The organism is Paenibacillus polymyxa M1 (assembly GCF_000237325.1).
In the GTDB taxonomy this organism is placed as follows: domain Bacteria; phylum Bacillota; class Bacilli; order Paenibacillales; family Paenibacillaceae; genus Paenibacillus; species Paenibacillus polymyxa_C.
In genome coordinates this window covers 3,027,556-3,039,696 of the sequence record NC_017542.1, presented here as the reverse complement: position 1 = coordinate 3,039,696, position 12,141 = coordinate 3,027,556, and the positions used below count along the sequence as shown (strand labels likewise).

Annotated in this window: 13 protein-coding genes; 10 read left to right on the top strand and 3 right to left on the bottom strand. The window is 42.9% G+C overall.

Features of this window, described 5'->3' with window-relative positions; genetic code table 11:
• Positions 1-41 precede the first annotated feature (41 nt).
• Positions 42-269 (bottom strand): helix-turn-helix transcriptional regulator, encoded by a 228-nt coding sequence (locus PPM_RS13380; RefSeq protein ID WP_013371426.1) that lies wholly within the window; start codon positions 267-269, stop codon positions 42-44.
• A 262-nt stretch (positions 270-531) separates the two neighbouring features.
• Here PPM_RS13380 and PPM_RS13375 point away from each other — a divergent pair, with 262 nt between their 5' ends.
• From PPM_RS13375 to PPM_RS13365, 4 genes are read left to right on the top strand one after another with little or no spacing between them, the layout of a single operon-like run.
• Positions 532-1,245: a hypothetical protein gene (locus tag PPM_RS13375; protein ID WP_013371425.1), complete on the top strand. Its 714-nt coding sequence runs from the start codon at positions 532-534 to the stop codon at positions 1,243-1,245.
• Positions 1,196-1,744, top strand: coding sequence for an accessory gene regulator ArgB-like protein (locus PPM_RS13370; RefSeq protein WP_043885981.1), 549 nt, complete (start codon positions 1,196-1,198; stop codon positions 1,742-1,744). Before PPM_RS13375 ends, PPM_RS13370 begins: the two co-directional genes overlap by 50 nt.
• Positions 1,717-1,848, top strand: coding sequence for a hypothetical protein (locus PPM_RS30405; protein WP_013371424.1), 132 nt, complete (start codon positions 1,717-1,719; stop codon positions 1,846-1,848). The genes PPM_RS13370 and PPM_RS30405 overlap by 28 nt, the downstream gene beginning before the upstream one ends.
• A gap of 5 nt (positions 1,849-1,853) precedes the next feature.
• Positions 1,854-2,588, top strand: coding sequence for a hypothetical protein (locus tag PPM_RS13365; protein WP_013371423.1), 735 nt, complete (start codon positions 1,854-1,856; stop codon positions 2,586-2,588).
• A 269-nt stretch (positions 2,589-2,857) separates the two neighbouring features.
• Here the strand turns inward: PPM_RS13365 and PPM_RS13360 are convergent, their stop codons facing one another.
• On the bottom strand, positions 2,858-3,073 hold the full coding sequence (locus PPM_RS13360; protein WP_016820733.1) for a helix-turn-helix transcriptional regulator: 216 nt from the start codon (positions 3,071-3,073) through the stop codon (positions 2,858-2,860).
• An 88-nt stretch (positions 3,074-3,161) separates the two neighbouring features.
• Here PPM_RS13360 and PPM_RS13355 point away from each other — a divergent pair, with 88 nt between their 5' ends.
• The 3 genes from PPM_RS13355 to mobB all read left to right on the top strand — a co-directional run bounded on the left by PPM_RS13355 (position 3,162) and on the right by mobB (position 5,430).
• Entirely contained in the window at positions 3,162-3,401 is a 240-nt protein-coding gene (locus PPM_RS13355) for a helix-turn-helix domain-containing protein (RefSeq protein ID WP_016820734.1), read from the top strand.
• A 203-nt stretch (positions 3,402-3,604) separates the two neighbouring features.
• On the top strand, positions 3,605-4,882 hold the full coding sequence (gene glp, locus PPM_RS13350) for a gephyrin-like molybdotransferase Glp (RefSeq protein ID WP_013371421.1): 1,278 nt from the start codon (positions 3,605-3,607) through the stop codon (positions 4,880-4,882).
• Positions 4,879-5,430 (top strand): molybdopterin-guanine dinucleotide biosynthesis protein B, encoded by a 552-nt coding sequence (mobB, locus tag PPM_RS13345; RefSeq protein ID WP_013371420.1) that lies wholly within the window; start codon positions 4,879-4,881, stop codon positions 5,428-5,430. Before glp ends, mobB begins: the two co-directional genes overlap by 4 nt.
• A gap of 8 nt (positions 5,431-5,438) precedes the next feature.
• Here the strand turns inward: mobB and xerS are convergent, their stop codons facing one another.
• Positions 5,439-6,539 carry a tyrosine recombinase XerS gene (gene xerS / locus PPM_RS13340; protein WP_013371419.1) on the bottom strand — a complete coding sequence of 367 codons (1,101 nt, stop codon included), beginning with the start codon at positions 6,537-6,539 and terminating at the stop codon, positions 5,439-5,441.
• A gap of 109 nt (positions 6,540-6,648) precedes the next feature.
• On the opposite strand from xerS, the gene PPM_RS13335 reads away from it, so the two are divergent.
• The 3 genes from PPM_RS13335 (at position 6,649) to PPM_RS13325 (ending at position 12,098) form a co-directional block, all read left to right on the top strand.
• Positions 6,649-7,158: a GNAT family N-acetyltransferase gene (locus PPM_RS13335; RefSeq protein WP_014599807.1), complete on the top strand. Its 510-nt coding sequence runs from the start codon at positions 6,649-6,651 to the stop codon at positions 7,156-7,158.
• Between the two features lie 228 nt (positions 7,159-7,386).
• On the top strand, positions 7,387-8,559 hold the full coding sequence (locus PPM_RS13330) for a M20 metallopeptidase family protein (protein WP_013371417.1): 1,173 nt from the start codon (positions 7,387-7,389) through the stop codon (positions 8,557-8,559).
• Between the two features lie 467 nt (positions 8,560-9,026).
• Positions 9,027-12,098: a X2-like carbohydrate binding domain-containing protein gene (locus tag PPM_RS13325; RefSeq protein ID WP_013371416.1), complete on the top strand. Its 3,072-nt coding sequence runs from the start codon at positions 9,027-9,029 to the stop codon at positions 12,096-12,098.
• Positions 12,099-12,141 lie beyond the last annotated feature (43 nt).

Below are 12,141 nucleotides of genomic sequence, written 5' to 3'. Positions count from 1 at the left end.
ACGGATGCTCTCACTTCGATTTTATTACCGTCTACTTTGACCTACACTTGATCAGAACTTATGTGCTCAATGCCATCGTCTTCAATGATATTGCTTTTTTTGATATGGAGATGACGAGCTATCTTTTCTATAGCACCCATTCGTGGTTCAGAAAGTCCGCTCTCCCAAGCTGAAATTGCTTTATTGGTAACCCCAGCGATCTCAGCAAGCTCTTGTTGAGTCAAATGATATTTTATACGTAATTTTTTAAAATTGTCACTTAAAGCCACTATAATCCCTCCACCCCAAATTAAGTAGATTATAACCTTGATATCGAAAAAAAACCAACATAATACATTGGCAAAAACAACGTCGCCCACTTGGGGGCTTTTTTATTAGCACAAATGGATATAGAATTTGAAGAAAAAAGTCAAATGGAAAAATATTTACCTCAAATTGCACAAAAATTACCAGTTTACTAGATTATTTCATTGCCACTTCTATTAGTAAAATATACAATTACATCAGGCGAAATAGGAGGATGATGTAACTGTGTTATCTGCTTTTTTATATATTTCACTTGGTTTTTTCGATGCTTTAGCGGCAGTTACTTTGGTCTTGAAGCTTTATATGCTTCCTGTGTGGGAAAATCGAAGAAAAATACTTATCTATGCAATTGGCATAGCTTTGTTTTCCTATCTCATGAGAGAGGTTATAGGCATGCCTAAATTAGATTTTCCGCTTCAGTATTTGTTAATGGTTCTCTTTTTAAGACTTGGTTTAGGGATCAAAACATATCTTGCAGCTTTTTCTGCTGGTTCTGGTCTAACAGCTTACATTAACCTACAGCTATTTGTATATATATTTGCAAATTTTTTCGGAGTAGCACAACCTGATATTATTAATAATACTTCTGGTTCTTCCATTTACGTTATACAGTTAGCTTCTATTTTTACTGCGTACTTTATTTCTTTTGTCATGGGGAAATACAACTTTGGTTTCTCATTTATCATTCAGCCCCCACATGATTTTTTGAAAGGTGAAAATTACCTATCACCCCTTAATAAAATGTTCATCATAGGCTCCCTAATATCATTTGTCACTATTCTTGTTACTTTGTATATGCTCTATAACTCCAATACGATAGGACTACTTTCCATCTCATTGCTAACTTTTGGAATTTCGTACTTCTTTTCAGAGAAAGGAGATTACGAGGATGCTAGAAACGCTATCGAGGCACATCGCATCAGAAATAAAGAAAGCTGATCCTGATGGACCTACAAGTGTAGAAGTGATGGAGTATGCGATTGGTATAAAAATAACCGAAATTTCGGCAGTACTAATGGTTGCAGTTATAGCCTGGATAACAGGACATTTTTGGGGGGCATTACTAGCTCTGGCTACGATCATGTTTGTAAGGAGATTTTCAGGTGGGGTACACTTCAGCAACCTTACCCTTTGTGTCTGTTTTACAACGGCCATATGTGTAACTATACCTTTTGTTTCTTTAGGTTTATCAACAATTTTGATAATTAACGCTTGTTCATTATTAGTGTTTGTAGTATATGCTCCCAATCATTTTATCTATATTAATAAGACCAAATATCACAAGTATTATAAAACGATATGTATTTTGGTTTGCATATTAAATTTTTTTGTACAATCTCACATAATATGTTTATCTATAGTTATACAAGCATTCAGTATTCTTCCTTTATGGAAAGGAGGTGAGCGAAAATGGATAAGAAATTGGCGAGAGTTTTAAGTATAAGCCTTGGGAAATACGCTAACGAGTCTACCAAAAAAGAAAAAACAATATTTGGCGCTAAACCGGTACCAGCTGAGCTGAAGAAAACAGAAAAGAACTGAATTTAATGGAAGAGGGAAAGCGAATCCTAGCCACTCCATTGCTTGATGACAATTCACTTGGAGATTGCTCTTTCTTTTGCGAAAATCACCTAGTTGCGATTGAATTGTGGAAGCCTAAAAGCAATTATCACATCCCGCTTTTTCATACTTCTCATGGAAGATTTACAGTTCCCACCACCCTCCATGAATGTTCCGTAGGCTTACCCACTTTTTGCAATTTGGACGGATCTAATTTGGTTAACATCACACAAGTGGACAAGATCGTTACGGGAGATTATGGAGGGGGGCAGGTTGTTTTTAAAAATCAAGACATCAAAGAAAGTATAAATTCAGCCAATTTATCTCGATGGAAACAAATATATGCGGATGCAATGAATGCCGATAGAGAAATTCGTTATATTTTCGGATCGGAAATCAAGGTAGTGGGTAAGGCAACAGTGAGCGGTTTTTTTAAGGTAGGGAATATGCTTAGTGTGGATATGTGGGAACCTAAAAAAAATTACTATGTCCCGCGTTTCCACTCTGGAGATCGCTCTTATACAATCGGGCTAACCGCACAGGCTTGCAGGGAAGCTTTTCCGTATCTATATCCAGCTTATAAAGATACCCTGATAAATCTCGACTTGGTTTGTGAAATTGAGTCTAACGCATTTGGAGGGCTGGTACGATTCGAAGGATCTGACTTCACTTGCTCGATGTCTCATAATAAACTTAAAGCGCTTAAAAAACTGTGGAAATGACCCATGAAAATTCAGGGGTCATTTTTGTTACCAGATTTAAATGAATAAGTCAATAATCAGTTAGACTAGGATAAGCCGGACGGTTTCGATTTAATTCGACATATTTCCCGTTTTTAATCATTCTCCATGTGATAAAATTGATTATGAAAAAAATAACAATCTTTTAAATTAAGGTGAAAACAATCTACATATAAGAAAAGGAGGGTGAAAGCGGGATATATATTGTAAATGCCGGCATGTACAAATGCCCCGAAGGAAATGCCTGTTTGTCAGGCAAGTTCCCACTCATATAAGTCCTCAGCTTTACACTCCAATATCCTAGAAATGAGGACTGCCGCCTCGAATGACATTTTGTCACGTCCCGCGATCCAGTTGGATATTTGTTGCCGCGAATATCCAGTTCGTCGGGCGAGCCATGATTGAGTGCGTCCATGAGATTTGAGCTCCTCTTTCAAAAGGCATTTCCCCCGAGTAAGTTTTTGCACCTTACTTGCTCCTAACAGGGGAAAAGTGTTTCGTTCAGAGTATACAGGTAAATTACTTTTTTATCAATTATATTGTGGAGTTGATTGGATGGTTGCAGATAAAAATGAAAATGTAACTTGCACTAGCTTTTATACAATAAAGATGGCACGACTCGCTTCAGGATATAGTGAGTTAATAGCTTGCAATATACTTGGTATGTCAATGAATGAATTAAAACATATAGAGGAAGATTCATCTGATTTAACAATAGCTCGAGCGCAGCAAATGTCCTCGTTGTATGAGGTTTCAATAGATTCAATCTATTTCGGTAAAAATAATATAACCTAATATACGTAGAAAACTGACGTGATGACATGCAAAACCAAAAACCAAAGACTAAAGTCTACCAAAAACAGCCGCGATATGATATTCAGGCTGTTTTTTGGCGGATAGAGACTTGCAGCAATCCAATAAATACCGTTCAGATTTGCCAGATAACGGTTTTAGCGTTATAACAGAAAGAGGGTATTTTAGAAGAACGGAGTGAGAACATGAATCAGACGCCATTAAATACAGAAAAATTCCAACGTAAAGCAGTTAAGGTGGAAGAGGCACAAAGCAGGATAGCTAGTTATGTTCAACAGAGCGAAAGGGAGGACGTAGGGCTTGAGCAAGCACATGGTCGCTATCTGGCGATGGATTTGACTGCGCCACATCCGTATCCCCGCTTTCGTCGCTCTGGTATGGACGGCTATGCGATCCTTGCCTCGGACACTGAAGTCTGTTCGACTGGTCAGGAAATCTGGCTACATGTGATTGATGAAATTCCTTGTGGCACCGTATCGGACAAGCGGGTGGAGACGGGAATGGCAGCCCGCATCATGACAGGAGCACAATTACCTGAAGGAGCGGACACGGTGGTTATGCTGGAGGCGACACAGCTGCGTGAGGAAAATGGACAGACATATGTTGGCTTGAAGAAGCGTATGGAAGTTGGCAAAAATGTGACACAAATTGGTCATGAGATTAAGGAAGGTCAGCTTTTGCTCAGTAAGGGAACTTGTGTGGGAGCAGGGCACATCTCGGTACTGGCTACTTTTGGTGTACATCGGGTGCCCGTTTACAGGAAGCCAAGGGTGGCCGTCTTTTCCACAGGGTCAGAATTGCTCGCAGTGGATGAGCCGTTACAACCGGGGAAAATTCGAAACAGTAATACATATATGCTGGCTTCTCAAATTAGAGAGGCAGGAGGAGAGCCGTTCATTCTGCAAGCCATTCATGATGATTTGAACCTTGCTCGGGCTTCTGTCAGAGAAGCAATAGCTACCTATGATATCGTGGTTACGAGTGGTGGAGTGTCGGTGGGTGATTTTGATATTATGGGTGACCTCGTGCGACAGGAAGATGTGAATATGCTGTTCAACAAGGTTACGATGCGTCCAGGTAGTGTAACCACAGCCGCAGTGATAGACGGCAAGCTGTTATTTGCGCTCTCAGGCAATCCCGGCGCATGCTTTGTAGGCTGTGAGCTGTTTGTACGTCCAACTATTCAAATGATGTTATCTTCGGTACATCCGTATTTGCAAACCTGGACAGCGAAGCTAGGAGCAGATTATACGAAGGTAAACAACTATACCCGCTTTGTACGCAGTTCTCTGGAGATACGTGGTGGACAAGTATATGCGATTCCTGCGCGAGTAGATGAATCCAGTGCCATGGTCACGATTAAGGACAGCGATTGTCTGATCGTAGTCCCTCCCACAACAGAAGGCTTGCGCGAAGGTGAAGAGGTGCATGTACTGGTGCTTCAAGGCGGACAGGTGACGTGAAAACAAAACATCCATTTGTATGTCAAATCGTCGGATTCAAAAATACAGGAAAAACCACCTTCCTCGGAGGTTTAATTCGTTATGTGCAGCAGTCAGGACTACGTGTAGCAGTGATCAAGCATGATGGCCATGAATTTGAGATGGATCATGAGGGAACAGATACGTACAAGCACCGACAGGCAGGCGCCGAAGGCGTAGCGATTGTTTCGGCAGGAAGAACAGCGATTTTAGAGGAACATAGTCGGCCTGTGACCGGACTCATCCGGCATTTTCAGGCGTATGACTGTGTGTTGCTGGAAGGCTTCAAGCAGGAAAAATATCCGAAGCTGGTCATGGTGCGAGAACAATCGGATGCCCGACTTGTTCAGGAGCTGACAAATGTACAGGGAGTAGTAGTTTGGGAGTGCCATATGGATTGGGCTCAGGATTACTACTCAGATGAACAAACGGTGCAGATATATCCTGCCGATGCCAGCGATCCGGCAGGCCGCTGGTTACTCGAACAAATTCAGAGGCACAGAGCAGGATTCCAGACAGAGCAGGGCTGAGAGGGCCATTAATCGGCTGGGTCAGTCTGAGTCTCTATCCGTCGTTCGATCGCCTGAGACATCGTTTTGTCAGTCAGGTGGGCATAGACTTCCGTTGTTTCAGTCGAAGCGTGACCCAGCTGTTCCTTGGTTTTGTAGATATCATTTTGTAAATAATAGTCAGTAGCAAAGGAATGACGGAGCTTGTGAACGGTCAAATAGGGTTTGCCGAACCGTTTGGCGTATTTGATGATCATAGCTTGAATCGCTCTTTTAGTCATCCGTTTGCCCTCCGTACTGCCGTTGGGACGTGCGACAAAAAGAGCTTTTTCTTTTTTTGGAGCGCGATAACGGGTATGTCTTAAGGACAAATAAAGTGCGAGATCATCTTTGGACTGCTCGCGGAAATATACTGGCGTTTTAAAAGTTTCATCGTTATTTCCTTTGCGGTACACATACAGTAATTTATTGTTTATATCGAGATCATCCATATTCAAGTTGACGATTTCGGATACACGTAGCCCCGAGTTCAGAATAAGACTTGCGATACAGGCATCCCGCTCCTTGTTTAATTCATAGGAGTATAGGGCTTGCTTGTTATCAGCCAAATCTTGTCCGTAGCCTTCATAAATATAGCCGATAAATTCAAGCAGCTCTTCCTCTTCCAGTATTTTTCCTTTGAGCTTGGCGGCTGTATCCTTGGGTTTATGTACGCGCTTAATTTCGACTTTGGCCATAATATTGCGCTTGAGCAACGGATAAAAATTTTCATCCTCAGCGATTTGGCTCAAATAATGAAAGAGTGAACGCAAGGACGATAGTTTACGTGAAATGGTGATACGGGAATTGGAGCCTTCGCGTTTGGTAGACAGGAACAAACGAAAACCTGTAATGCTATCCATATGGAGTGTCTCTAATTCTTCCAGTGTAACTTGGGCATTCGTTTCTCCGGCAGACAAGCCTTCCGAGCGAAGCCATGAAAAAAAAGCTTCGTAATCCCGCACATATTCCAGCAAAGTAGAGGGGGATAGGTCGGGAAGCTTGTAATCCATAAATTGCTGTACGTACCATGGCAAATCCGGCAACTTTTCATCCAGTTTGCGCCGGTCGATGATCTTTTGTATGTTCATAGGGTTCACCTCGTCCGGTCATAATACATGTATTTTAGCATATTTTGAACAGCACTGGATGGGAGTAATCAAAGTAAAGAACAAGCTGACCGCCAAGAGAGGTGAAAGTATGGGATATAATATCAAATCAGAATTGAAGCTGTCCATAAAGAGTGTACCAGAGTCGCAGAAGGACATTATTGTCCAGCTCATGCAATTTTACTTATACGATTTTACAGCCTATCTGCGAATTGATGTCACTGAGAAGGGGACATTCCCGGCTTATCCAGACTTGTATCAATACTGGACGAGCGACGAACAAAAGCTGCCTTTTTTGATCTGGAGACAGGATATTCCTGTGGGCTTTGCACTCGTTGACCGAATGTCTAGCAATCGAGAAGCTGACTATTACATGGCTGAGTTCTTTGTACTTCGTCCTTATCGACACAATGGCGTGGGCACTTGGGCGGCTCATGAGCTGTTTGGACGTTTTAATGGGCGATGGAAGGTGACTCAGATGAGCACGAATAGACCAGCCCAATCCTTTTGGCGCAAGGTCATTGGAAGCTATACGAATGGTGAGTATAGGGAGCAAACACATCCAGTACGAGGGAATATAAGTCAGTTTTTCAATACATGAAAAATTCATAATAGAAAACCACCAGAAAAAAGCCGAGGAGAATATTTTGTCGGCTTTTTTGTTGTCATTTCAAGCCTTCTGTTCATGGATCGTTCCAATTAGAACTTGCATTGACATTGGTAAAAACGCAGGTATACAGTTATTTGGTAATTCATATATAACTTATTGGAATCATTTATGCTAAGATAAGGATAGAAGTATATAAATTCAATAGGAAAAGAGGGTAATATGCTGGAGAAATGGGTTCAGGAACTAAAAGATGGTGAACAAGAACTGATTGCGTGGAGAAGATATTTGCATCAGCATCCAGAGCTTTCTTTTGAGGAAACGAATACATCTGCATTTATCGCAGACCAATTACGCTCTTTTGGTATTGAAGTAAGAACGAATGTCGGTGGAAACGGTGTGCTCGGTTTTTTAGAAGGCGGGCAGCCAGGTAGAACGATTGCATTTCGTGCTGATTTTGATGCACTTCCTATTCAGGATGAAAAGGATGCGCCTTATAAATCGACCGTTCCCGGTGTTATGCATGCTTGTGGACATGATGGTCATACAGCTGCGTTGCTAGGAGTGGCACGAGTGTTAAGCCATCACCGTGAGACACTGAAGGGAAAGCTTGTGTTTATTTTTCAACATGCCGAAGAAAAACCGCCTGGCGGAGCCAAATTCATGATTGAGGATGGTTGTCTGGATGGGGTGGAAGCAGTATATGGTATTCACCTTTCCTCGGAAATTCCACTGGGCAAAATCGGCTTAAAGAGTGGGCCGGCAATGGCTGCTGCCGATGCCTTTTCAATTGAAATCAACGGCAAGGGCGGACATGGCGCCAGACCGCATCAGACAGTGGATTCCATTGTCATCGGCAGTCAAATTGTGAACGGACTACAACAGGTCGTGAGTCGCAGAGTGGACCCTACGGAATCAGCAGTGTTAACGATTGGGGTATTTCAAGCAGGAACTGCCTTTAATGTAATTGCAGATAAAGCCAAAATTGAAGGGACCGTACGTACGTTTAATAAGGATATACGCAAGGAAGTCGAAAACGAAATTCGTAGTATCGTAAAAGGTCTAACGGATGCTTATCATGCGGGATACGAAATTGATTATTTGAATGGTTATCCTGCTCTGGTGAATGCCGAGGCCGAAACAGAACGGGTACGTGAGCTAGTCAGTAGGCTGTATGGAGCAGATGCTTTTATGGACTTAAAACCGGCCATGGGAGCAGAGGATTTTGCCTATTATCTAGAACAACGACCTGGAGCTTTTATTATTGTGGGCGCTCGTAATGAGGATGAACGAACCCATTTTGCTCACCACCATCCTCGCTTTGATTTTGATGAGCGTGCGTTACTCATCTCAGGACATATTTTTTTAGCGCTGGCGCTTGAATATTTGCAGTAATTTCAACCTATTAATGAATAGCCATAGCATTACGGAAGCCCGAACCGCGCATAGCGCGGTTTTTTGCTGTAAATCAAAGTATTTTGGTACCTCGTTCGAATGAAATTTAAAGAAAATAATTCATTATATGAAAAATTCATATTAGTAATTTATAAGAGGTATCAACTGTAAGTGGAAGCCAACTCTTTTATTACAAGTTATCAAGCAAAAGATACTATTACATTATCTTGATTTTTCACACAAGGAAAAGAGAAAAAGATGACGAATCTTTTGAGCAGACACTAATGTAAGCGCTAACAAAGAAGAGGTTGCAAATCTATTGGATTACTGGAGGTGAGCTTGAGAGAACGCTTGTTTGATTGATGAATGGAATAATAACGATAGGAACGAATCCGCAATTGACTGCTTACTTTTAGCTCGAAATGACTTGCATTTTTAAATGATTACGGAGAAGGAGGTTGAATTCATTGACTAAGGCAAAAAGCAGGTTGAGAATTGTATGTTTGGCGCTTATAGTAGCGGGTGCTTCCTGGACAGGTATGATAGCACCCACCCATGCTGCTCCAAGTGACGATTATACTTGGAAAAGTGTCGTTACAGGCGGTGGAGGTGGTTTTGTACCTGGTATTATTTTTAATGAAACGGAAAAAGATCTGATCTATGCCCGTACAGATATTGGAGGAGCTTACCGCTGGAATCCTGCGAGTGAAAGCTGGATTCCGCTGACGGATTCTGTGGGCTGGGAAGATTGGAACAAAAATGGTGTCGACGCACTAGCCACCGATCCTGTGGATCCGAATCGTGTATATATAGCTACAGGTACGTATACTAATTCCTGGGATAAACATAACGGGCAAATTATGCGCTCCACTGACAAAGGTAATACATGGCAGACTACGAAGCTTCCCTTTAAGGTAGGAGGCAATATGCCGGGACGCTCGATGGGTGAACGTCTGACAATTGATCCGAATAAGAACAATATATTATTCTTCGGAGCTCGAAGTGGTAATGGACTGTGGAAAAGCTCCGACTTCGGGGCAACCTGGAGTAAGGTGAGCGGTTTCCCGAATCCGGGGACGTATGTACAGGACCCTTCAAATGAATACACCAGTGATATTGTCGGTTTAGCCTGGATCACCTTTGACAAAAAAACGGGCTCTTCCAGCAAAGCAACACAGACCATCTATGTGGGTGTCGCAGACAAAAAGCAAAGTGTCTACCGCAGTACAGATGGCGGGACAACCTGGTCTGCTGTAGCAGGACAGCCTACAGGTTATTTGCCACATCACGGTGTTTTATCACCAGATGGAAACCTGTATATTTCTTACAGCGATGGAGCTGGGCCATATGACGGAACAAAGGGTGAACTATGGAAATTGAATACAGCCAGCGGACAGTGGACTAACATTAGCCCCGTTGCCAGCAGCAGCGCAGACAATCATTTTGGGTATGGTGGACTGACGGTGGATGCCCAGAAGCCTGGTACCCTTATGGTTGCAACATTGAATGCCTGGTGGCCGGATGAAACGATTTACCGCAGTACTGATAGTGGAGCAACCTGGAGCCCTATTTGGGAATTCGACGGTTACCCGTCTCGTAAGCTCAAATACAATCTGGATATATCCGGTGCGCCTTGGCTGACTTTCAATGCCAACCCTGCTCCGCCAGAAGTATCGCCCAAGCTAGGGTGGATGATTGGAGATCTTGAGATAGATCCATTTAACTCAGATCATATGCTGTATGGCACAGGAGCTACGATATATGGCTCTAAAAATCTGACCAATTGGGACAAGGGAGATAAGCTGGACATCTCGGTAGCCGCTAAAGGGATAGAGGAAACGGCGATTTTGGATCTGGTGAGCCCTCCTACTGGAGCTCCTCTAGTGAGTGCAGTGGGTGATGTTTCCGGATTCAGACATGATGATCTGTTCAAGGCTCCCGCTAAAATGCTGGATAATCCAACCTTTACAAGCAGCGAAAGCATTGATTATGCCGAGCTGAACCCTTCTTTTATGGCCCGGGTGGGTAAAGCAGACTATAAAAAAGATCCAAATGCCAAATCCATTGGATTTTCCAATGATGGCGGAGCGAACTGGTACAAAGCAAATAGCGAGCCTTCTGGTACAGCAGGAGGAGGTAGCATCGCTGTAGCGGCAAATGGTAATGGATTGCTGTGGAGTACATCGGACAAAGGTGTATTTTATTCCAAAACCGGAGGAAACTCATGGACAGCAAGCACGGGAATTCCAACCAATGCAAAGATCGCCTCTGACCGAGTAAATTCTAACAAATACTACGCGTTTGCTGCTGGAAAAATATATGTAAGTGTTGATGGAGGCGCATCCTTCACAGCATCCACAGTTACTGGTTTGCCAAGTGTAGGGAATGCAGATATTGGTGCTGTACGAGGAGCGGAAGGGGATGTGTGGTTTGCTGGAGGCTCCGAGGACGGAGGGCCATACGGCTTATGGCATTCCAAGGATTCAGGTGTTACATTCACCAAGCTTGATCATGTACAGGAGGCGGATTTTGTAGGCTTTGGCAAAGCAGCACCCAATCGCACCAATGCAGCAGTGTTTATCGTTGGTAAAATTGACGGTACACGTGGATTCTATCGCTCGGATGATACTGGCGCAAACTGGGTACGCATTAATGATGACAAGCATCAATATGCTCGTGTGACCACCATTATTGGGGATCCTCGGGTTTACGGACGTGCTTATCTGGGAACGAATGGTCGCGGCATTCTGGTGGCAGATCGTGTAGGGGGGGATCAGCCTTCGACCGGGCAAGCAAGTATTACACCGACAGCTGCAACCTATGGAGTGGCTAACGGCAATAGCGATATTACTGTAAAGCTTACACTTAACGGTAATACACTAGATGCGATCAAGCAAGGAAGCGTGACACTGAGCAAAGGTGAAGATTATACGGTTAGTGGAGAAACAGTCATTCTTACCAACAAGTATTTATCTAAACTTCCCAAAGGAGAGACAACGCTTAACTTCCATTTTAGTACAGGCAATGATGCGTTGTTCACGATTACGGTAAAAGGGGATACGCCAAGTGAGCCGGGAACAGGCGAGGGCGCTCTGAAGGTGCAATCTTTCAATGGGAATATATCTGCAACAAGTAATACGATCAGCTCCAAGTTTAAAATAACTAATACAGGAAGCTCACCCGTTTCCCTAGCAGACGTGACATTGCGTTATTATTACACCATTAACGGTGAGAAATCGCAGAACTTCTTTACAGATTGGTCAAGCAGCGGTACAGAGAATGTGATTGCTAACTTCAAAGCGTTAACCAATGCAAAGCCAAGTGCAGATTCTTATGCGGAAATTGGTTTTAAGTCGGCAGCGGGTTCTTTAGAGCCTGGTCAGAGTGTTGAGCTACAAACCCGGATATCCAAAGCGGATTGGAGCAATTATACACAGACTGATGATTATTCCTTTAACCCCACAGCAAACAGCTTACAAGATTCTACTAAAATAACCGCTTACCTGTCTGGGATCAAGCAATGGGGAATTGAGCCCTAAATCTTCATAAAAATACTCTAAAGTCAGCCACTCTAATGAGCGA